Here is a 19,487-nt window from a genome sequence, read left to right as displayed (position 1 = left end):
TTTTCTTATAAAGTAACTGCAGTACCACCAGCTGCTTCAATAGCCGCTTTGGCTGTTGCAGTAAACTTGTGTGCAGTAATATTCAACTTTGCTTTTAACTCTCCACGACCTAGTATTTTTACTAAATCATTTTTGTGAGCCAAACGAGCATCTACCAATACAGCTAAATCTACTGTATCATTAATTTTACCTGCATCAACAAACTCTTGAAGTTTATCAAGGTTAATTCCTTGATATTCTTTACGGTTGATATTTGTAAAACCAAATTTAGGTACACGTCTTTGCAATGGCATCTGACCACCCTCGAATCCAATTTTTCTTGAATATCCTGAACGTGATTTTTGACCGTTGTGACCTCTAGTTGCAGTTCCACCTTTTCCAGAACCTTCACCTCTTGCTATTCTCTTCCCCTTTTTAACTGAACCAGCTGCGGGTTGTAAGTTACTTAAACTCATTACGTGAATATTGTTTATTTAATTTCTTCTACAGAAACTAAGTGATTAACCTTATTTACCATACCAAGTATCGTTGCTGAAGCCTCATGCTCTACAACTTGATTCATCTTACGCAACCCTAAAGCAATTAAGGTTTTCTTTTGAGAACCTTCGCGTCTGATTTGGCTTTTTACTTGTTTTATTCTAATTTTTCCCATCGTACTTCGATTTAACCGTTAAAAACTTTACCCAAAGAAATACCTCTTTGCTTAGCCACAGTATGTGCACTACGCAATTGTAACAAAGCATCAAAAGTTGCTTTTACTACATTGTGAGAATTTGATGATCCTTGAGATTTTGATAATACGTCATGAACTCCTACTGAATCCAATACCGCACGTACAGCTCCACCGGCAATAACTCCTGTACCATGTGATGCAGGCTTTAAGAATACTTTAGCTCCACCAAATTTACCTTTTTGTTCGTGAGGTAAAGTAGCGTTGATAATAGGAATTCTAACTAAGTTTTTCTTAGCGTCTTCTATTGCTTTTGCAATTGCAGAGGCAACGTCTTTAGATTTCCCTAAACCGTGTCCTACAACTCCGTTTCCATCTCCTACAACAACAATTGCAGAAAATCCGAAAGCACGTCCACCTTTAGTAACTTTAGTAACTCTGTTCACACCTACTAAGTGATCCACAAGTTCCAATCCGCTAGGCTTAACTCTTTCTACGTTTTTATAATTTTGATACATACTATAATTTCTTAAAATTTTAAACCAGCTTCTCTAGCTGCTTCAGCTAATGCTTTAACTCTACCGTGGTACAAGAAACCATTTCTATCAAAAGAAACTGTTTCAATTTTAGCTGCGATTGCTTTTTCAGCAACAGCTTTCCCTACAGTTGTAGCTACTTCAGATTTAGATCCTTTAGCGTCAACTCCTTTATCTCTTGATGAAACTGAAACCAATGTAGTTCCAGAAATATCATCAACTAATTGAGCGTAGATTTCTTTGTTACTTCTGTATACAGACAGTCTTGGACGTGCTGCAGTTCCAGAAACAACTTTTCTAATTCTAGACTTAATTCTTTGTCTTCTTTCAAGCTTTGATAATGCCATAATGCTATAAATTATGCAGATTTACCTGCTTTTCTTCTTAATACTTCTCCTACAAACTTAATACCTTTTCCTTTGTACGGCTCAGGTCTTCTGAATCCACGGATTTTAGCAGCTACTTGACCTACTAATTGTTTGTCTAAAGAACTTAATTTTACGATTGGATTTTTCCCTTTTTCAGAAACTGTCTCAACCTTTACTTCTGGAGCAATATCAAGTACAATATTATGAGAAAATCCTAATGCTAAATCTAATTTTTGTCCTTGGTTAGAAGCTCTGTAACCTACACCAACTAATTCTAATTCTTTAGTCCATCCTTTTGCTACACCTTCTACCATATTGTTCAACAAAGATCTGTAAAGACCGTGTTGAGCTCTATCAGCTTTACTATCAGAAGGACGAGATAAGATCAACTGACCTTCTTCTTCCTTTACAGTAATACCGTTTGCTAGTTCTTGAGTTAACTCACCTAGCTTTCCTTTAACTGTTACTAAATTTCCTGAGATAGTAACGGTTACACCTTCTGCGATTGCAATTGGGCTTTTTCCTATTCTTGACATAATGCTATCTCTTTATTAATAAACGTAACATAAAACTTCTCCTCCAACATTCTCTTGACGTGCTTTCTTGTTAGTCATCACACCTTTAGAAGTTGAAACAATAGCAATTCCTAAACCATTTAATACGCGAGGCATCTCTGATGCATTCACATACTTTCTAAGTCCAGGTGTACTGATACGTTGGATTTTTCTAATTACTGATTCTTTTGAATCTGCGTCATACTTTAAAGCTATCTTAATAGTACCTTGAACTTTATCGTCCTCGAACTTATAGCTTAAAATGTAACCTTGTTCGAACAAGATCTTCGTCATATTCTTCTTCAAATTTGAAGCAGGAATCTCAACGACTCTGTGTCCGGTTGCAGCAGCATTTCTTATCCTCGTAAGATAATCTGCAATTGGATCTGTATACATATATACTAATTTGCGGTCTTGGTATTCCTCACTACTCTAGCTTGAAACCTGAAACCAATTTATATTCATTTTTTTTGTGTTTTTAACGCCTACGACAGCCCTAAAAACCATGCCTTTTTCCAATAATCTGAAAAATAAGGGCTTGCAAAGATACAAATAATTGTATAATATCCTTGTTATTATACAATTATTTGTATAATGGTAAAAAAAGAACTCTATTTCCTAAGAAATAAAGTTCTTTTATATGTTCTAGATATTAAAATCTACCAACTTGCTTTTCTTACACCAGGTATCAAACCTTGGTTAGCCATTTCACGGAAAGTAACACGAGAAATACCAAACTGACGCATATAACCTTTTGGTCTTCCTGTTAATTTACAACGATTATGTAAACGAATTGGAGATGCATTTTTAGGTAATTTCTGTAACGCTTCGTAGTCTCCAGCTGCTTTTAAAGCCTTTCTTTTCTCAGCATATTTAGCTACCGTTTTTTCTCTTTTAACCTCACGGGCTTTCATTGATTCTTTAGCCATGTCTTAGTTCTTTTTAAATGGTAAACCTAGTTCCGTTAATAATGATTTAGCTTCTTTATCAGTTGGAGCAGACGTTACAAAAGTAATATCCATACCACCAATTTTATTCACTTTGTCAATATTGATTTCAGGGAAAATAATTTGCTCAGTTACACCTAAGTTATAATTTCCTCTTCCGTCGAATCCAGTTGCTTTAATTCCGTTAAAATCTCTTACACGTGGTAAAGACGCAGTAATCAATCTGTCTAAGAATTCGTACATTTTAATTCCTCTTAAAGTTACTTTGGCTCCAATTGGCATACCTTTACGTAATTTAAAAGTTGCAATATCTTTCTTAGAGATAGTTGAAACAGCTTTTTGTCCAGTAATTGTTGTAAGCTCTTCTAAAGCGTAATCAATTAATTTCTTATCAGCAATTGCAGCACCAACACCTTTACTTAGAACGATCTTTTCTAATTTAGGTACTTGCATTACATTACTGTAACCATACTCTTCTTTAAGAGCTGATACAATCCTACTTGTGTAGTCTTCTTTAAGTCTTGGGATATAACTCATATTATATAGCTTTATCTGATTTTTTAGAAAAACGTACTTTCTTTCCATCTTCTGTTCTATATCCTACTCTCGTAGTGTTACCATCTTCTAGCAACATAAGATTAGAGATATTAAGAGAAGCCTCTTTCTTTACAATTCCTCCTTGAGGACTTTGAGCGCTTGGCTTCGTATGTTTAGATACCAAGTTAACACCTTCTACAATTGCTCTGTTTTTCTCAATAAAAACACGAACAACTTTTCCTTCCTTACCTTTTTGATCACCAGCAATAACTTTTACTGTATCACCTGTTTTGATTTTTAGCTTCGCCATTTTTTATAATTTTAAAGCACTTCAGGTGCTAATGATACGATTTTCATGAATGACTTATCACGAAGTTCTCTAGCAACAGGTCCGAAAACACGTGTTCCTGTCATTTCTTCAGATGCATTCAATAATACACATGCATTGTCATCAAATCTGATATAAGATCCATCCTTACGTCTGATCTCTTTCTTTACACGAACTACAACAGCTCTGTGTACTTGTCCTTTCTTTGCAGTTCCGTTAGGAGTAGCACTCTTTACAGAGACAACAATTTTATCTCCAATAGATGCGTAACGCTTCTTAGTTCCTCCTAAAACACGAATAACTAAAACTTCTTTTGCTCCAGTATTGTCTGCGACTAATAATCTTGATTCTGTCTGTAACATATTATTTAGCTCTTTCTAAGATTTCTACTAATCTCCAACGTTTAGATTTACTTAAAGGTCTTGTTTCCATGATCTTTACTGTATCTCCGATGTTGCAATCATTTAACTCATCGTGTGCAACGTATTTCTTCGTTTTCAAAACGAATTTACCATACATTGGGTGCTTCACTTTTTTTACTTCTGTAACAACAATAGACTTTTCCATTTTATTACTAGCAACAACACCTATTCTTTCTTTTCTAAGATTTCTTTTTTCCATCTTGTAACTAATTATTGTGCTCTTTTAGTTAATTCTGTAGCAAGTCTTGCAACAGTTTTTCTAATAGCTTTCAATTGCAAAGGTGTTTCCAGCGGTGAAATTGCGTGAGCCATTTTAAGATCAGTATAATTTTTCTTAAATTCTGCTAATTTCTCTTGTAACTCAGCAACTGATAATTCTTTAATTTCTGATTGTTTCATTTTCTTATCAATTATGCGTTATCAAAATCTCTAGCAATTACAAACTTCGTTTGAACTGGAAGTTTTTGTGCTGCTAAACGTAATGCTTCTTTTGCAACTTCAAAAGGAACTCCTCCTACTTCAAATAAGATTCTTCCTGGTTTAACCACAGCTACGAAATATTCTGGAGAACCTTTACCTTTACCCATACGTACTTCTAAAGGCTTTTTAGTAATAGGCTTGTCTGGAAATATTTTAATCCATAACTGCCCTTCTCTTTTCATATGACGTGTTGCCGCAATACGAGCTGCTTCTATTTGACGAGAAGTAAGTAGGTTTTGATCTAAAGATTTGATACCAAACATTCCATTAGAAAGTTGGTGTCCTCTTTGAGAGTTCCCCTTCATATTACCCTTCGCTTTCTGTACCTTACGGTATTTTACTCTTTTTGGCTGTAACATTTCTTAATTCTAAATTATAAAAATTTATTTTCTTTTACGAGGAGCTGACTTCTTAGAGTTACCACCTTTAGCGCCACCTTGCTTTTTAGACAAACCAACTAATGGAGACAATTCTCTTTTTCCATAAACCTCACCTTTCATAATCCACACTTTTACACCTAATCTTCCATAAGTAGTATGTGCTTCTACAAGTGCATAATCAATATCTGCTCTAAAAGTAGAAAGAGGAATTCTACCTTCTTTGAAGTGCTCAGAACGTGCCATCTCAGCTCCGTTTAAACGACCTGAAATTTGAATTTTGATTCCTTCAGCATTCATTCTAATTGCAGCTTGGATTGCCATTTTGATAGCTCTCTTGTAAGAGATTCTATTTTCAATTTGACGAGCTACACTAGAAGCAACCAAAGTAGCATCTAATTCTGGACGCTTGATTTCAAAAATATTAATTTGAACTTCGTTTCCAGTAATTTTCTTAAGCTCTTCTTTCAACTTGTCTACCTCTTGACCACCTTTCCCGATAATGATACCAGGTCTTGCAGTAGTGATAGTAACGGTTACAAGTTTTAAAGTTCTTTCGATAATAACTCTAGAAACGCTTGCTTTAAATAATCTAGCACGTACGTACTTTCTTATTTTATCGTCTTCTGCTAATTTATCTCCGTAGTTACTTCCACCATACCAGTTAGATTCCCATCCTCTGATAATTCCTAAACGATTTCCAATTGGATTTGTTTTTTGTCCCATTTCTACTTACGATTGAATTGCGTTATTCTTATTTCCCAACACGATTGTTACATGATTAGAACGTTTTCTAATTCTATGTGCACGACCTTGTGGTGCTGGTCTTAATCTTTTTAACATACCTGCGCTATCAACACAGATTTCTTTTACAAATAGTCCAGCATCTTCGATACTAGCATCTTCGTTCTTTGCTTGCCAGTTAGCAATAGCCGACAATAACAATTTCTCAACGTTTATAGATGCTTCTTTAGAACTAAATTTCAAGATTTGTAAAGCTTTTTCAACCTCAACTCCTCTTACTAAGTCTGCCACCAAACGCATTTTCCTTGGTGATGTAGGACAGTTAGTCAACTTTGCAAAAGCTAAAGATTTTTTAGCTTCTTTACGTTGGTCTGCCATATTTTTCTTACGAACTCCCATACCTACTATTTTTTACCTTTATTTTTTCTATCCGCACCGTGTCCTCTAAATGAACGTGTTGGTGAAAATTCTCCTAATTTGTGCCCTACCATGTTTTCAGTTACATAAACAGGTACAAAAGATCTACCGTTATGTACAGCTATAGTTTGACCAACAAAATCAGGTGTGATCATAGTTGCTCTAGACCATGTTTTTATTACTGACTTACTATCTGCTTCAACATTTGCTAAAACTTTTCTTTCAAGTTTATGAAATACGTAAGGTCCTTTTTTTAATGAACGTGCCATATCTTATTATTTTTTTCTACGTTCTATAATATACTTATTACTCGCCTTAGTCTTAGATCTTGTTTTGAATCCTTTTGCAGGGATACCGTTTTTAGATCTAGGATGTCCTCCTGAAGATTTACCTTCACCACCACCCATTGGATGATCAACCGGGTTCATAACCACTGGTCTAGTTCTTGGTCTTCTTCCTAACCATCTACTTCTACCTGCTTTACCAGATACTAGTAATTGATGATCTGAGTTAGATACAACACCAATAGTAGCAACACAAGTAGCTAAAATCAATCTTGTTTCTCCTGATGGCATTTTTACTGTAACATATTTACCATCTTTTGCCATTAATTGTGCGAAAGAACCTGCAGAACGCGCCATAACAGCACCTTGACCTGGTCTTAATTCAATACAACTAATTGTAGTTCCTAAAGGCATTTCTCCTAAAGGCATTGCATTTCCAACTTCTGGAGCTACTCCTGAACCTGATACAATTTTTTGTCCTACTTGCAATCCTCCTTGAGCAATCACATATCTTTTTTCACCATCAGCAAACTGTACCAACGCGATAAAAGCTGTACGATTTGGATCGTACTGGATTGACATTACTTCTGCAGCACCTTCTTTATCTCTTTTAAAATCGATAATACGATACTTTCTTTTGTGTCCACCTCCCATGAATTTCATGGTCATCTTTCCACTGTTGTTTCGACCTCCAGATCTTTTATTCGGAACAAGTAAACTTTTTTCCGGCTTATCAGTAGTTATGGCGTCGAACCCATTTACTACTCTAAAACGCTGACCTGGTGTTACTGGTTTTAATTTTCTAACTGACATTTCTAGTTATTAAATATTGTTATAAAAATCAATTGCCTCACCATCTGACAATTGAACGATTGCTTTTTTGTATTGACCAATCATCCCTGAAACAACACCTTTCTTAGTGAATTTTGTTGTTCTAGTTACTGGATAAACCATGGTTCTTACTTTCTCAACAGATACTCCGTAAGTTGACTCAATAGCTTTTTTGATCTCCACTTTATTCGCTCCTAAAGCGACAACAAATGTATAACGATTGAATGTTTCGCTATCTTTTGTTGCTTTTTCCGTGATAATAGGTTTAATTAAAATACTCATCTTGCTACCTATTTACTTAAATTAGATTCAATTCCTTCTAGAGAACTTTCTAAAAGAACTACTTTACTCGTATTCAAAACTCCATAAGTACTTAGTTCAGAACCAGCAACTACAGTAGTTTTCTTTAAATTTCTTGAAGACAAATACACATTGTTATTTGCATTTCCTAAAACGAATAAAGACTTTTTGTCTTCTAAACCGAAAGCTTTCAATACGTTTACGAAATTTTTAGTCTTAGCTGATTCAAAGTTAAAGTCTTCAACTACGATTACATTTTGTTCTTTTACCTGAGAACTTAATGCAGATTTACGAGCTAAACGCTTTAAATTTTTATTCAACTTAAAAGAATAAGATCTTGGTCTAGGTCCAAATACTCTACCCCCTCCTCTAAATACAGGAGATTTGATAGATCCAGCACGTGCAGTACCAGTACCTTTTTGTTTCTTAATCTTTCTTGTACTTCCCGCAATATCAGCTCTTTCTTTTGCTTTATGCGTTCCTTGTCTTTTGTTCGCCAAATGCTGCTTTACATCTAAGTAGATAGCATGCTTGTTAGGCTCCAAAGCAAATATAGCATCAGAAAGCTCAACTTGTCTTCCTGTGTCTTTTCCTGTAATATCTAAAACTGCTACTTTCATTACTTCTCAATAGTTATATAAGCGTTTTTGTGACCTGGAACACATCCTTTCACTACAAGTAAGTTCTTATCAGAAACTACTTTTAAAACTCTTAAGTTTTGAACTTTTACATTTTCACCACCCATTCTTCCTGCCATACGCATTCCTTTGAATACTCTAGCTGGATAAGATGCTGCTCCGATAGAACCAGGAGCTCTTAAACGGTTGTGTTGACCGTGTGTTGCTTGACCAACTCCGGCGAATCCATGACGTTTTACAACACCTTGGAATCCTTTACCTTTTGAAGTTGCTGTTACATCAACAAATTCACCTTCTTCAAATAGATCTACTGTTAAAGTATCTCCTAATTTGTACTCCTCATCAAAACCTGTAAATTCAACGACTTTTTTCTTAGCAGAAGTTCCAGCCTTTTTAAAGTGGCCTTTTAACGCATTATTAGTACGTTTTTCTGCTTTGTCATCGAAACCAATCTGTAAAGCGGTATAACCGTCTACTTCTTCAGTTCTGACTTGGGTAACTACACAAGGACCGCATTCGATTACCGTACAAGGAATATTCTTCCCGTTTGCATCGAATAAGCTGGTCATTCCGACTTTTCTTCCTATTAACCCAGACATTTTTATTATTTATTTATATTAATTAGTACTCAAAATTTATTTCAAAAAAAACAGAGCAAAATATCTTCAGCTCTGAATATATTTTTACCGTTTTTCCTTCGCTCGCAGCTCCGGACATGTTCACCGAACAACTAATTCGGCGTGTTTTCGTCATTTAAAAACAAAGGCAAGCCTTTATTTCACTGACAATCCCCTTTTTAGGGTGTGCAAATATACGAAAAAAACCTTCTTATTCAACAAGTTAAACTAAATCCTTGAAAAAAAATCGAGTTTTCAATCCGTTTTAATAAAAAAGGGTAAAATCTTTTGACTGATTTTACCCTTTAATTTATTCACTTATAGTTTGCTACACAAACCTAAAGAGTTGCTAGAAATTGAAATTATACTTTAATTTCAACTTCAACTCCACTTGGTAATTCCAATTTCATCAAAGCATCAATAGTTTTTGAAGAAGAACTATAGATATCTAATAATCTTTTGAAAGAACTCAATTGAAATTGCTCTCTTGATTTTTTATTTACGTGCGGAGAACGCAAAACTGTAAATATTTTTTTATTTGTTGGTAAAGGAATTGGACCGTTTACAACAGCTCCAGTTGATTTTACCGTCTTAACAATCTTTTCAGCAGATTTATCTACTAAATTATAATCGTAAGATTTTAATTTTATTCTAATTTTTTGACTCATGATTTATATTTTAGAGATTATGCTTTAGCTTTTGCAATAACTTCTTCTGAAACATTAGAAGGTGTTTGTGCATAGTGTGAAAATTCCATAGTAGATGTTGCTCTACCTGAAGAAAGAGTACGTAACGTAGTTACATATCCAAACATTTCAGACAAAGGCACATCAGCCTTGATTACTTTCGCTCCTGAACGGTCACCCATATCATTCACTTGACCTCTACGTCTATTTAAATCTCCAACGATATCACCCATGTTTTCTTCTGGAGTAATAGCTTCCATTTTCATGATTGGCTCAAGAATTACAGCACCGGCAGCTTTTGCACATGCTTTGTAACCCATCTTCGCCGCTAATTCAAAAGAAAGAGCATCAGAATCCACAGGGTGGAAAGATCCATCTGTTAAAACAACTTTTAAAGTATCCATTACGAAACCAGCTAATGGTCCGTTTTGCATAGACTCTCTAAATCCTTTTTCTACAGAAGGGATAAATTCCTTAGGAATACGTCCACCTTTAATTTGGTCAACAAATTGTAATCCTGGTCCTTTGAAATCATCATCAGCAGGTCCCATCTCAAATACGATATCACCAAACTTACCACGTCCACCAGATTGCTTTTTATAAGTTTCTCTGTGTTGTGTTGATTTTGTTACAGCTTCTTTGTATTCAACTTGAGGCTCACCTTCGTTAACTTCAACTTTAAATTCACGTTTCAAACGGTCAATCAATACCTCTAAGTGCAACTCTCCCATTCCTGAGATTACAGTTTGACCAGAAGTTTCATCGGTTTTTACAGTAAACGTAGGATCTTCCTCAGCCAACTTAGCTAATGACATCCCTAATTTATCCATATCACCTTTCGTTTTTGGCTCGATAGAAATACCAATTACCGGAGCAGGGAAATCCATTGATTCCAATACAATAGGTGCATCAACTGCAGACATTGTATCTCCTGTTTTGATATCTTTAAATCCAACTGCCGCTCCAATATCTCCAGCCTCGATATAATCAATAGACTTTTGAGTATTTGCATGCATTTGGTAGATACGAGAAATACGTTCTTTTTTACCTGAACGATTGTTCAAGATGTATGAACCTGCATCTAAACGACCAGAATAAGCACGGAAGAAAGCCAAACGTCCTACGAAAGGATCAGTAGCGATTTTAAATGCCAATGCTGCGAAAGAATCTTTTGCATCAGGTCTTCTAGTAGTCTCTTCTTCAGTTCTTGGATCAATACCAACAACTTCAGGTCTATCCATTGGAGAAGGCAAGTAACGACAAACAGCATCCAACAAGAATTGAACCCCTTTGTTTTTAAATGCAGAACCAGCAATCATAGGAATGATCGCCATATCCATAACAGCAGCTCTTAAAGCAGCATGTACTTCATCTTCAGTAATAGAGTCTTCATCTTCCATGAATTTCTCTAACAAAGCCTCATCGTAAGATGCAACTTCTTCGATCAATCTAGCACGAGCCTCTTTAGCTTCGTCCACCATATCTTCAGGAATATCAATAATATCAAAAGTTGCCCCTTGAGTCTCATCATGCCATATAATAGCTCTGTTCTTTACCAAATCAACGACACCTCTAAAATCAGCTTCTTCACCAATTGGCAAAACGATTTCAACAGCGTTAGATCCTAACATTTCTTTTACCTGAGTACAAACTCTAGCAAAGTTAGATCCTTGACGGTCCATTTTGTTAACAAAACCAATTCTTGGCACTTTATAGTTATCAGCTAATCTCCAGTTAGTTTCTGACTGAGGCTCAACACCATCAACAGCACTAAATAAGAAAACCAAACCATCTAATACACGTAAAGATCTATTTACCTCTACAGTAAAATCAACGTGACCAGGAGTATCAATAATATTGAAGTGGTACCCTTTTGTATCAGGAGTAGCCTCACCGTTTTCTACTGGGAACTTCCATTCACATGTAGTAGCAGCAGAAGTAATTGTAATACCTCTTTCTTGCTCTTGCTCCATCCAGTCCATTGTAGCTGCACCATCATGAACTTCTCCAATTTTATGAGAAACTCCTGTATAATACAACACACGTTCTGTAGTGGTAGTCTTACCTGCATCAATATGCGCAGCAATACCAATATTTCTTGTAAATTTTAAATCTCTTGCCATTTCTTAGAATCTAAAGTGTGAGAATGCTTTGTTTGCTTCAGCCATTTTATGAACATCCACTCTTTTCTTAACAGCAGCACCTTCTTCTTTTGCAGCAGCTAAAATTTCACCTGCTAACTTCTGAGCCATCGTTTTTTCATTTCTTTTTCTAGCAAATGAAATCATCCATTTGATAGCCATAGAAACTTTTCTATCTGGTCTAATTGGCATTGGGATTTGGAAATTGGCTCCACCAACACGACGACTACGTACTTCTACTTGAGGCATCACGTTAGAAAGTGCATCTTTCCAAATTTCTAAGGCAGACTTTTCTTCTTCTCCCTTTTTTTCTTCTACGATATCTAAAGCATCATAAAATACTTTGAACGCTACTGATTTCTTACCATCCCACATTAGCATGTTCACGAAACGTGTTGCTAATTGATCGTTAAACTTAGGATCCGGTAAAAGAACTCTTTTTTTGGCTCTTCTTTTTCTCATGTTTTCTTGAGTTTGTTGTTGTTGCTGTAAACTTTGTTTACCTAGCGAACATTAAAAATTTACTTCTTAGGACGTTTGGCTCCGTATTTAGATCTACGTTGAGTTCTTCCCTCAACACCAGCTGTATCTAAAGCTCCACGTACTATGTGATACTTTACCCCTGGTAAATCTTTAACTCTTCCTCCCCTTACTAATACTATCGAGTGCTCTTGTAAATTGTGTCCTTCTCCAGGAATGTAAGCATTTACCTCATTTCCGTTAGTTAAACGAACTCTGGCAACTTTTCTCATTGCAGAATTTGGTTTCTTCGGTGTAGTGGTGTAAACACGTGTACAAACTCCTCTTCTTTGAGGACACGAATTTAAAGCAGCCGATTTACTCTTCTTAGTGTTTTGGGTTCTTCCTTTACGTACTAATTGTTGAATAGTTGGCATACTAATTTGTTATAAATTACGTTTGTTTTATAATTCTCTAAATTTTTTAGAGGGTGCAAATGTACAATTAATTTCTATTTATTCAAATATCAAGGAGTTAAATTTTAAAATTTACTAGAATCTTATAATTTAACATATTATTCTAGTAATTTTGAATTCAATAATTTCTCTAGTCAAATTATTTCAATGGCCGCATACTGAACCTGCAAATTTCATGAAGAAACACCTGTTTTTAATTTTAGCACTCCTTGCATTCGTTGGCAGAACACCAGTTTATTCTCAAAAAACAACCTTACAAATTCAACAAACTAGCTCAACTCTTTTAGAAGAAGACTACTTTAAAAATCAAAAACTTTATTTTCCAGACAGCATTGCTATGCATAATGAAATAGAAAAACTCACAACGAAAGCTCAAAACGCTGGCTATTTCAATCCCTTTAAAAAAATTAATAAAGAAAATGACAGCATCTTTACACTTATTGTAGATCAACCTATAAAAACAGACAACATCCACCTAATCACTAAAAACAAAAAAGCACTTCCTAAGGGATTTAGAGGCCCTGTAAAAAATCAGATCACTTTAAAAGTGAATGAGCTCGATAACTTTTTACAAGAACTAAATAACTTCTACCAAAATAAAGGCGACCTGTTTGCTACGATTAGACTTGAAAACATAAAATATAAAAACGACAAATTAACTGCCGAGTTGGTTACAGACAATACGAAACCAAGAAACCTAGATAAAATTCTAATCGAAGGCTATGAAGATTTCCCAAAAAGATTCAAACAACACTACTTAAAATTGAGCAAGAAAAAAGCTTTTAACAAAAAGCAAATAGGAACAATTGAAAAAAAATTAAACCAATTAAAATTTATTACGCAAACAAAATCTCCAGAAGTTCTTTTCACCAACGATTCTACACTTGTTTATTTATACTTGAAGAAAAACAATTCAAACATTTTTGATGGACTCATAGGCTTTAGTAATAAAGAAAATAGCAATGGCGTAAGATTTAACGGACATATTCATATAGAATTAAATAATCTGTTTAACAAAGGAGAACGATTTCGTTTTCAATGGAATAACAACGGAAATAATCTAGAACAATTAAACATTGCCTTGACAAGCCCTTTTATATTTAACAGTCCCATAAGCGCCGAACTAGAATTAAATATCCGAAAACAAGATTCCTCTTTTATCAACACAAAAACCAAGGCAACCTTAAACTACACAATTGACCACTTAAATACAATAGGAATATTCGGAACCAAAGAAAACTCCAATTCCTCTTTAACCATAGAAAATGCTGGCATAAATACATACACAAAAACCACCTACGGCTTAGCCTATACATTTACTAGTTCTAAAGAAACAAGATTAAAACCTAAAACACAAGTTCTAATTCAACTTGATCATGGCTTAAAAAAAACGGATATACAAAATGAAAATCAAGTACACCTATTCTTAAAAGCAATTCATAACATTGGTTTAACAAACCGTACATCCATTAACATTCAAACAACATTTGAAGAACTTATTGGTAACAACTTACTACTGAATGAAAACTATCTTTTAGGTGGAGCCACAACAATTAGAGGGTTTAACGAACAAAGCATACAAGCTTCTGCCTACAATTACACGAATATTGAATATCAAATAATCACAGCCAACTCTTCCTACCTATACACATTTAGCGATATAGGCTTCCTAAAAAACAAGTACGCCAACACGAACAATTCCTTATATAGTTTAGGATTAGGATACAGCTACAAAACCTCTTCTGGACATATAAATATGTCTTATGGTTTCGGAAAAACAAACGAAACTGACTTTAATTTCCAAAAAGGCTTATTCCACATAAAACTAATCAGCTTCTTTTAATTTTAATTATTGAAAAATCAACGATTTCGAATATTTGCCTCATATTCCTCAAAACCCTCAATAAATAAACCTATGTTATTATTAAATCCATAGTGATTTTAAACAAATGTTAACTATTTTCAATTACTTTAACATTTATTAACAAAAAATGTTGTGACTTTAATAAATTATTAAGACTTTTAACAGAACTAATTCAAATTATCCCACTATGAGATCAAAAATTAATGGTTTTTTAACGCTAATTCTAGCGTTTGTAGTGCAATTAACATTTGCACAAACAAAAACTATTTCTGGTAAAGTTTCCGACAACACAGGGCCCCTACCAGGAGTAGTCGTATTGATTAAAGGTACACAAAAAGGTACCCAAACTGATTTTGATGGAAATTACTCCATTGACGCTAAACAAGGAGCTACTCTTCAGTTTAGTTATGTTGGAATGAAAACAACTGAAGTAATTGTTGGAAACACTAACAAAATCAACATCACGCTAATAGAAGATACCGAAGCTCTAGAAGAAGTTGTGGTAACTGCTATTGGAATAACAAGAGAAAAAAGATCCTTAGGTTATGCTGCCACGGTTATTAAATCAGAAGAACTAACCAAAGCAAGAGAAAGCAATATTGTTAATTCACTTGCAGGAAAGGTTGCCGGTGTACGTGTTACTTCTCAATCAGGAACATTAGGTGGTTCTTCGAAAATAATTATTCGTGGAGCAAGTTCTATGGGAGGAAATAATCAACCATTATTTGTTGTTGATGGTATTCCAATTTCTAATTCAGGTTTTAATGGAACTCGAGGTCAAATTATCGCTGGAGGTGTTGATGCCGGAAACAGAGCGTCAGACATCAATTCAGACGATGTTGAAACAATGACGGTTTTAAAAGGAGCAGCCGCAGCAGCTTTATATGGAGCAAGAGCAAAGAATGGAGCGATAATTATTACCACCAAAAGAGGTAAGAAAAATACAGAAATGAGTATAACGGTTAATTCTTCACTACGTTTTGATAATGTATTAAAACTTCCAGAGTTTCAAAATGAATATGCTCAAGGTAATGATGGTGTTTATGACAAAGATGACTCAAACGGCTGGGGTCCCAAAATTAGTGATTCACAAGGAAGTCTTTTTGAGGATTATACAGGAGCTATGGTAACCTTAAAAGCAAACCCTGACAACGTAAAAAACTTTTATGAAACTGGAGTATCTTATATCAACAGTTTTGGATTTGCAGGAGGTGATGACAAAAGTGATTTTCGTTTAGGTATTACTAATTTTGATCAAACAGGTGTAACACCTGATTCAGAACTAAAGAAAACGACTATTGCATTAAATGCAGGTAGAGATATCTCTGATAAATTGAACGTAAGAGCCTCTATTAATTATACAAAATCAAATACATCTGGAAAGCCGGCGCAGGGGTCAAATGATCCAAACGTAATTACTAATATTGTAAACGGACTACCAAGAACAGTAAGTAACTCTTTACTTTACAACAACATTACGGATGCTAATGGGCTTCCATACGAGGTTGCTAGAAACACAAATAATCCGTATTGGATTACACAAAACAACAAATGGAGTAATAGATTAAATAGAATTTTTGGTAATATTACTTTAAACTACGAATTCAATTCTTGGTTAAGTTCAACTGTGATTGTAGGTAACGATTATTATAATGAATGGAGACAACATATTACGGCAAAAAACACAATCACCGCAGCTGAAGGTCGCTTTAACTTAAGAAATATCACTAGAAACCAGTTGAACACAGATGTTATGTTGAATATTAACAAAAACTTCAACGATGATGAAATAACATTAAGAGCAGTAATTGGACACAATACCAACGAAAGATTCTCTAATCTAGACTACACAACTGTAAATGATTTAGTAGCTGATGGGTTATACGTTCCGCAAAATGGTAAATCTGTTGCAGCAAACTCTACTTCTTTTAAACAAAGACTTGTTGGTGCTTATTTTAACGTATCGTTAGGATTTAAGGACATAGTATACTTAGATATTACTGGCCGTAACGATTGGTCTTCAACATTACCAAAACAAAACCAATCCTACTTTTACCCTTCGGTAAGTTCAAGTTTCATCTTTAGTAAACTACTTCCTGAAAATGACATATTAAGCTTTGGTAAGCTAAGAGTGAATTGGGCCAATGTTGGTAGTGACACAACACCATACGGCTTAGATTTCGTTTACGAACCAAAAGACACGTATTTCTTACAATACCTAGGTTACCAAGGTGTATTCCCACATGGATCATACAGTGCTTTTCAAGCACCTAATACCATTCCATCTGGAGATAGCTTAAAACCACAAAATGTAGTTTCTCAGGAAATTGGTTTGGAGTTAAAATTTCTACAAAACCGTCTAGGGTTAGACTTCAGTTACTATAAAAAGAATACAACAGACCAAATCTTAAATATCGCAGTAGCCAAATCAACTGGGTTTTGGTACAAACTTATTAATGCAGGTGAGGTACAAAATCAAGGTATTGAAATAGGACTTACTGGAACACCAATATTAACAGAAAACTTTACTTGGGGAGTTAATTTCAACTTCTCATCTAACGAAAACAAAGTTGTTGAGTTAGTTGAAGGACTTAATGAATACTCCTTAACAAGTGGTTGGAGTGGATTAGCTATTAAAGCGGCACCTGGAGAATCATTCGGTCTTTATGGAACTGCTTGGGAAAGAGACCCTGATGGCAATATTGTATATGATGCAACAACGGGAAGAAGAAATATTGTTACCGACCAAAGATTGGGAGATATTTATCCTGATTGGACATTAGGAATAGGTAATACTATTCGTTATAAAAACTTCAGCATGAGTGCACTTGTTGACATCAGACAAGGTGGTGTTATTTATTCAGCAACTTCTCAAGCTTTAAGAGTTCAAGGTTTATCTGCTGATACAGCTGCAAATAGAGATGCCCCTTTTGTTCCAGAAGGTGTAATAAATAACGGTGATGGTACTTACTCGCCAAACACAACCGAAGTAACTGCTCAAGCATTCTGGGAAGACGCCGCTAGTAACAGTAATACAGAAGGAAACATATATGATGCTTCTTACATAAAACTAAGAGAAGTCACTCTATCTTACGAATTACCAAAATCAATAGTTGAGAAAACATTTTTCAATTCAATCAGTCTTGGTATAGAAGGAAGAAATTTATGGATCATAAAAGACCATATACCCCATGTTGACCCTGAGGTTAACTTCTTTGGAAGTAGTTTAACAGGAGAAGGTGTTGAATTTCAAAGTGTACCATCTACTAGAAGTTTAGGTGGAAACATTAAATTAACTTTTTAATACTAAAAAAAGATGAAAAATATAATATATATATTGACAATACTACTAGGAACCTCTGTAGTATCTTGTGATGATTATTTGGATATCAATACAAGTCCAAATGACTCATCAAACATTGAACCTGAATACTTATTCAACGGAGCTGGAGCCGCACTTTCTGCTAATAGAAATGGAGGAGACGGATCAATTCCTTTCGGATTCGCTACACAAATATGGGCTACTGGTTGGTCTGAAGGTTGGGGTGCAGGAGCTGAAGACACTTATGACATGAGTATCTACACTCTAAACAACAATTGGTCAGGGGTTTACGTAAACACTGCTAAAAACTTGGTTCAAGCCATTAAAATTGCAGAAACAAAAACACCTGCGCAACCTAATGTTATTGCACAGTGCATGACATTAAACATGCTTAATTTCTATTTCGGTACCACAATGTTTGGTGATATGCCCTTTAGTGAAGCAAACAAAACAGAAATTTCTCAACCTAAATTTGACAGTCAAGAAGACGTTTTGAATGGAATCATTACTCAATTAGATGAAGCAATAGCTATGTTTGATAATAGCTCTGGTATAGTAATAAACGATTATTATTACAATGGAGATGTTGACAAATGGATTAGCTTAGCGAAATCTATAAAATTTAGAGCTTTGATGTTAATGGTAGATAAAGATCCTTCTAAATCAACTGAAATTCAACAAATGCTTACAGCGGGAGGTATGATAAGCAGCTCTGCTGGAACTTTCGGATTCCCTTACATCGACAAAACAGGAAACAACCATCCAATGGCAGCAATTAGAAATGCTTATTATGGCCCAAGCGGGATAGAAGATATGTTTCCTGGAAAATCGTTAGTTGACATAATGAACACCTACAATGACCCTAGAAGGAGTGTGTTTTTCAGATTTGGTTATACAAACAGTGATGAAGATGAATATGAAACAAATTATATAGGTGTAGTTGCGACGGAAAATGCGGTAACAAAAGAAGCCGGTGCAAGCTCATTTTTTAATGGAGATGTCATTTGGGCTGGCGACAAAACTGATGACCTATTTACTTATGCTGAACAATTATTATTAGAAGCTGAAGCACAAGCTCGATTTAACAATAACTTAATTGCAGCTAGATCTCTTTTAAATGATGCTTTAGCAGCGTCTTGTGAAAAATGGGGTATTGCCGATGCTTCTGCTTTACAAGCAGAATTCCCAATTGCCTTCGCTACAAAAGCTGAAGCATTACAAATTATTTATGAACAATTTTGGGTAGCTCAATTTGACAGACCACTAGAGGCATGGACAACATGGAGACGATCTGGAACTATTGGAAACGAAATCCCTGCGTTATCAAAACCTGCAAATGCCATTACAGGTGGAGCAGGAGGTGAAGATATGTTTAGAAGACTTGTAATACCACCAGATGTTACTGCGGCAAATGGAGATAATGCTCCTGATGTAGAACACTATGATAGAATGTGGTTTGACCTTTAAATAAACACAAATCAAATAGATT

The 19,487-nt window shown here is 35.0% G+C and carries 27 protein-coding genes; 3 read left to right on the top strand and 24 right to left on the bottom strand.

Annotated features, from left to right (window positions below):
- Nucleotides 1-5 precede the first annotated feature (5 nt).
- The 24 genes from rplO to rpsL form a co-directional block, all read right to left on the bottom strand.
- Nucleotides 6-455, bottom strand: a complete 450-nt coding sequence (gene rplO, locus FGM02_RS11100) for a 50S ribosomal protein L15 (protein ID WP_139958452.1) — start codon at nucleotides 453-455, stop codon at nucleotides 6-8.
- Between the two features lie 14 nt (nucleotides 456-469).
- Nucleotides 470-652: a 50S ribosomal protein L30 gene (rpmD, locus tag FGM02_RS11095; RefSeq protein ID WP_139958451.1), complete on the bottom strand. Its 183-nt coding sequence runs from the start codon at nucleotides 650-652 to the stop codon at nucleotides 470-472.
- A gap of 11 nt (nucleotides 653-663) precedes the next feature.
- Nucleotides 664-1,188, bottom strand: coding sequence for a 30S ribosomal protein S5 (rpsE, locus tag FGM02_RS11090; protein ID WP_139958450.1), 525 nt, complete (start codon nucleotides 1,186-1,188; stop codon nucleotides 664-666).
- An 11-nt stretch (nucleotides 1,189-1,199) separates the two neighbouring features.
- Nucleotides 1,200-1,553 carry a 50S ribosomal protein L18 gene (gene rplR, locus FGM02_RS11085; protein ID WP_139958449.1) on the bottom strand — a complete coding sequence of 118 codons (354 nt, stop codon included), beginning with the start codon at nucleotides 1,551-1,553 and terminating at the stop codon, nucleotides 1,200-1,202.
- 11 nt (nucleotides 1,554-1,564) lie between these two features.
- Nucleotides 1,565-2,110 (bottom strand): 50S ribosomal protein L6, encoded by a 546-nt coding sequence (gene rplF, locus FGM02_RS11080; protein WP_139958448.1) that lies wholly within the window; start codon nucleotides 2,108-2,110, stop codon nucleotides 1,565-1,567.
- Nucleotides 2,111-2,125: 15 nt separating this feature from the next.
- Nucleotides 2,126-2,524, bottom strand: a complete 399-nt coding sequence (rpsH, locus tag FGM02_RS11075) for a 30S ribosomal protein S8 (protein WP_139958447.1) — start codon at nucleotides 2,522-2,524, stop codon at nucleotides 2,126-2,128.
- A gap of 263 nt (nucleotides 2,525-2,787) precedes the next feature.
- Entirely contained in the window at nucleotides 2,788-3,057 is a 270-nt protein-coding gene (gene rpsN / locus FGM02_RS11070) for a 30S ribosomal protein S14 (protein ID WP_139958446.1), read from the bottom strand.
- A gap of 3 nt (nucleotides 3,058-3,060) precedes the next feature.
- On the bottom strand, nucleotides 3,061-3,612 hold the full coding sequence (gene rplE / locus FGM02_RS11065; protein ID WP_139958445.1) for a 50S ribosomal protein L5: 552 nt from the start codon (nucleotides 3,610-3,612) through the stop codon (nucleotides 3,061-3,063).
- Between the two features lies 1 nt (nucleotide 3,613).
- Complete coding sequence (gene rplX / locus FGM02_RS11060) at nucleotides 3,614-3,922, bottom strand: 50S ribosomal protein L24 (RefSeq protein ID WP_139958444.1); 309 nt, start codon at nucleotides 3,920-3,922, stop codon at nucleotides 3,614-3,616.
- Nucleotides 3,923-3,933: 11 nt separating this feature from the next.
- Nucleotides 3,934-4,302: a 50S ribosomal protein L14 gene (gene rplN / locus FGM02_RS11055; protein WP_139958443.1), complete on the bottom strand. Its 369-nt coding sequence runs from the start codon at nucleotides 4,300-4,302 to the stop codon at nucleotides 3,934-3,936.
- A 1-nt stretch (nucleotide 4,303) separates the two neighbouring features.
- The gene (gene rpsQ, locus FGM02_RS11050; RefSeq protein WP_139958442.1) at nucleotides 4,304-4,561 is read right to left on the bottom strand and encodes a 30S ribosomal protein S17; all 258 of its coding nucleotides are present in this window, start codon (nucleotides 4,559-4,561) and stop codon (nucleotides 4,304-4,306) included.
- 11 nt (nucleotides 4,562-4,572) lie between these two features.
- Entirely contained in the window at nucleotides 4,573-4,761 is a 189-nt protein-coding gene (gene rpmC / locus FGM02_RS11045) for a 50S ribosomal protein L29 (RefSeq protein ID WP_139958441.1), read from the bottom strand.
- A gap of 11 nt (nucleotides 4,762-4,772) precedes the next feature.
- A complete protein-coding gene (gene rplP, locus FGM02_RS11040; RefSeq protein WP_139958440.1) occupies nucleotides 4,773-5,201 on the bottom strand; it encodes a 50S ribosomal protein L16 in 429 nt (142 codons plus the stop codon).
- A gap of 24 nt (nucleotides 5,202-5,225) precedes the next feature.
- Nucleotides 5,226-5,945 carry a 30S ribosomal protein S3 gene (gene rpsC, locus FGM02_RS11035; RefSeq protein WP_139958439.1) on the bottom strand — a complete coding sequence of 240 codons (720 nt, stop codon included), beginning with the start codon at nucleotides 5,943-5,945 and terminating at the stop codon, nucleotides 5,226-5,228.
- Between the two features lie 6 nt (nucleotides 5,946-5,951).
- Entirely contained in the window at nucleotides 5,952-6,362 is a 411-nt protein-coding gene (gene rplV, locus FGM02_RS11030; protein ID WP_139958438.1) for a 50S ribosomal protein L22, read from the bottom strand.
- A gap of 5 nt (nucleotides 6,363-6,367) precedes the next feature.
- Nucleotides 6,368-6,649, bottom strand: a complete 282-nt coding sequence (rpsS, locus tag FGM02_RS11025) for a 30S ribosomal protein S19 (RefSeq protein WP_139958437.1) — start codon at nucleotides 6,647-6,649, stop codon at nucleotides 6,368-6,370.
- Between the two features lie 6 nt (nucleotides 6,650-6,655).
- Nucleotides 6,656-7,477 carry a 50S ribosomal protein L2 gene (gene rplB / locus FGM02_RS11020; RefSeq protein WP_139958436.1) on the bottom strand — a complete coding sequence of 274 codons (822 nt, stop codon included), beginning with the start codon at nucleotides 7,475-7,477 and terminating at the stop codon, nucleotides 6,656-6,658.
- Between the two features lie 9 nt (nucleotides 7,478-7,486).
- Entirely contained in the window at nucleotides 7,487-7,777 is a 291-nt protein-coding gene (gene rplW, locus FGM02_RS11015; RefSeq protein WP_139958435.1) for a 50S ribosomal protein L23, read from the bottom strand.
- 8 nt (nucleotides 7,778-7,785) lie between these two features.
- Entirely contained in the window at nucleotides 7,786-8,415 is a 630-nt protein-coding gene (gene rplD, locus FGM02_RS11010; RefSeq protein WP_139958434.1) for a 50S ribosomal protein L4, read from the bottom strand.
- On the bottom strand, nucleotides 8,415-9,032 hold the full coding sequence (rplC, locus tag FGM02_RS11005; protein WP_139958433.1) for a 50S ribosomal protein L3: 618 nt from the start codon (nucleotides 9,030-9,032) through the stop codon (nucleotides 8,415-8,417). The genes rplD and rplC overlap by 1 nt, the downstream gene beginning before the upstream one ends.
- A gap of 380 nt (nucleotides 9,033-9,412) precedes the next feature.
- Nucleotides 9,413-9,718: a 30S ribosomal protein S10 gene (rpsJ, locus tag FGM02_RS11000; RefSeq protein ID WP_139958432.1), complete on the bottom strand. Its 306-nt coding sequence runs from the start codon at nucleotides 9,716-9,718 to the stop codon at nucleotides 9,413-9,415.
- 17 nt (nucleotides 9,719-9,735) lie between these two features.
- Complete coding sequence (gene fusA, locus FGM02_RS10995) at nucleotides 9,736-11,859, bottom strand: elongation factor G (RefSeq protein WP_139958431.1); 2,124 nt, start codon at nucleotides 11,857-11,859, stop codon at nucleotides 9,736-9,738.
- Nucleotides 11,860-11,862: 3 nt separating this feature from the next.
- Nucleotides 11,863-12,339, bottom strand: a complete 477-nt coding sequence (rpsG, locus tag FGM02_RS10990; RefSeq protein WP_139958430.1) for a 30S ribosomal protein S7 — start codon at nucleotides 12,337-12,339, stop codon at nucleotides 11,863-11,865.
- 59 nt (nucleotides 12,340-12,398) lie between these two features.
- Complete coding sequence (rpsL, locus tag FGM02_RS10985; RefSeq protein ID WP_139958429.1) at nucleotides 12,399-12,773, bottom strand: 30S ribosomal protein S12; 375 nt, start codon at nucleotides 12,771-12,773, stop codon at nucleotides 12,399-12,401.
- A 214-nt stretch (nucleotides 12,774-12,987) separates the two neighbouring features.
- On the opposite strand from rpsL, the gene FGM02_RS10980 reads away from it, so the two are divergent.
- The 3 genes from FGM02_RS10980 to FGM02_RS10970 all read left to right on the top strand — a co-directional run bounded on the left by FGM02_RS10980 (nucleotide 12,988) and on the right by FGM02_RS10970 (nucleotide 19,465).
- A complete protein-coding gene (locus FGM02_RS10980) occupies nucleotides 12,988-14,655 on the top strand; it encodes a BamA/TamA family outer membrane protein (RefSeq protein WP_139958428.1) in 1,668 nt (555 codons plus the stop codon).
- 208 nt (nucleotides 14,656-14,863) lie between these two features.
- The gene (locus FGM02_RS10975; RefSeq protein WP_139958427.1) at nucleotides 14,864-17,980 is read left to right on the top strand and encodes a SusC/RagA family TonB-linked outer membrane protein; all 3,117 of its coding nucleotides are present in this window, start codon (nucleotides 14,864-14,866) and stop codon (nucleotides 17,978-17,980) included.
- A gap of 12 nt (nucleotides 17,981-17,992) precedes the next feature.
- Nucleotides 17,993-19,465: a SusD/RagB family nutrient-binding outer membrane lipoprotein gene (locus FGM02_RS10970; RefSeq protein WP_139958426.1), complete on the top strand. Its 1,473-nt coding sequence runs from the start codon at nucleotides 17,993-17,995 to the stop codon at nucleotides 19,463-19,465.
- Nucleotides 19,466-19,487 lie beyond the last annotated feature (22 nt).

The organism is Flavicella sediminum, assembly GCF_006381105.1.
Classification (GTDB): Bacteria; Bacteroidota; Bacteroidia; order Flavobacteriales; family Flavobacteriaceae; genus Flavicella; species Flavicella sediminum.
The sequence above is the reverse complement of the archived record's forward strand: the minus strand, read 5'-3'. Positions and strand labels throughout refer to the sequence as shown.

Coding starts and splice junctions, on each gene's coding strand:
- rpsL (WP_139958429.1), bottom strand. CDS start 12,773: ATGCCAACTATTCAACAATTAGTACGTAAAGGAAGAACCCAAAACACT.
- rpmC (WP_139958441.1), bottom strand. CDS start 4,761: ATGAAACAATCAGAAATTAAAGAATTATCAGTTGCTGAGTTACAAGAG.
- rpsJ (WP_139958432.1), bottom strand. CDS start 9,718: ATGAGTCAAAAAATTAGAATAAAATTAAAATCTTACGATTATAATTTA.
- rpsE (WP_139958450.1), bottom strand. CDS start 1,188: ATGTATCAAAATTATAAAAACGTAGAAAGAGTTAAGCCTAGCGGATTG.
- rpsG (WP_139958430.1), bottom strand. CDS start 12,339: ATGAGAAAAAGAAGAGCCAAAAAAAGAGTTCTTTTACCGGATCCTAAG.
- rplD (WP_139958434.1), bottom strand. CDS start 8,415: ATGAAAGTAGCAGTTTTAGATATTACAGGAAAAGACACAGGAAGACAA.
- rpsC (WP_139958439.1), bottom strand. CDS start 5,945: ATGGGACAAAAAACAAATCCAATTGGAAATCGTTTAGGAATTATCAGA.
- rplV (WP_139958438.1), bottom strand. CDS start 6,362: ATGGGAGTTCGTAAGAAAAATATGGCAGACCAACGTAAAGAAGCTAAA.
- rplP (WP_139958440.1), bottom strand. CDS start 5,201: ATGTTACAGCCAAAAAGAGTAAAATACCGTAAGGTACAGAAAGCGAAG.
- rplC (WP_139958433.1), bottom strand. CDS start 9,032: ATGTCTGGGTTAATAGGAAGAAAAGTCGGAATGACCAGCTTATTCGAT.
- rplN (WP_139958443.1), bottom strand. CDS start 4,302: ATGTTACAGACAGAATCAAGATTATTAGTCGCAGACAATACTGGAGCA.
- rplW (WP_139958435.1), bottom strand. CDS start 7,777: ATGAGTATTTTAATTAAACCTATTATCACGGAAAAAGCAACAAAAGAT.
- rplX (WP_139958444.1), bottom strand. CDS start 3,922: ATGGCGAAGCTAAAAATCAAAACAGGTGATACAGTAAAAGTTATTGCT.
- fusA (WP_139958431.1), bottom strand. CDS start 11,859: ATGGCAAGAGATTTAAAATTTACAAGAAATATTGGTATTGCTGCGCAT.
- rplO (WP_139958452.1), bottom strand. CDS start 455: ATGAGTTTAAGTAACTTACAACCCGCAGCTGGTTCAGTTAAAAAGGGG.
- FGM02_RS10970 (WP_139958426.1), top strand. CDS start 17,993: ATGAAAAATATAATATATATATTGACAATACTACTAGGAACCTCTGTA.
- rplE (WP_139958445.1), bottom strand. CDS start 3,612: ATGAGTTATATCCCAAGACTTAAAGAAGACTACACAAGTAGGATTGTA.
- rplR (WP_139958449.1), bottom strand. CDS start 1,553: ATGGCATTATCAAAGCTTGAAAGAAGACAAAGAATTAAGTCTAGAATT.
- rplB (WP_139958436.1), bottom strand. CDS start 7,477: ATGTCAGTTAGAAAATTAAAACCAGTAACACCAGGTCAGCGTTTTAGA.
- FGM02_RS10975 (WP_139958427.1), top strand. CDS start 14,864: ATGAGATCAAAAATTAATGGTTTTTTAACGCTAATTCTAGCGTTTGTA.
- rpsN (WP_139958446.1), bottom strand. CDS start 3,057: ATGGCTAAAGAATCAATGAAAGCCCGTGAGGTTAAAAGAGAAAAAACG.
- rpsQ (WP_139958442.1), bottom strand. CDS start 4,561: ATGGAAAAAAGAAATCTTAGAAAAGAAAGAATAGGTGTTGTTGCTAGT.
- rpsS (WP_139958437.1), bottom strand. CDS start 6,649: ATGGCACGTTCATTAAAAAAAGGACCTTACGTATTTCATAAACTTGAA.
- FGM02_RS10980 (WP_139958428.1), top strand. CDS start 12,988: ATGAAGAAACACCTGTTTTTAATTTTAGCACTCCTTGCATTCGTTGGC.
- rplF (WP_139958448.1), bottom strand. CDS start 2,110: ATGTCAAGAATAGGAAAAAGCCCAATTGCAATCGCAGAAGGTGTAACC.
- rpmD (WP_139958451.1), bottom strand. CDS start 652: ATGGGAAAAATTAGAATAAAACAAGTAAAAAGCCAAATCAGACGCGAA.
- rpsH (WP_139958447.1), bottom strand. CDS start 2,524: ATGTATACAGATCCAATTGCAGATTATCTTACGAGGATAAGAAATGCT.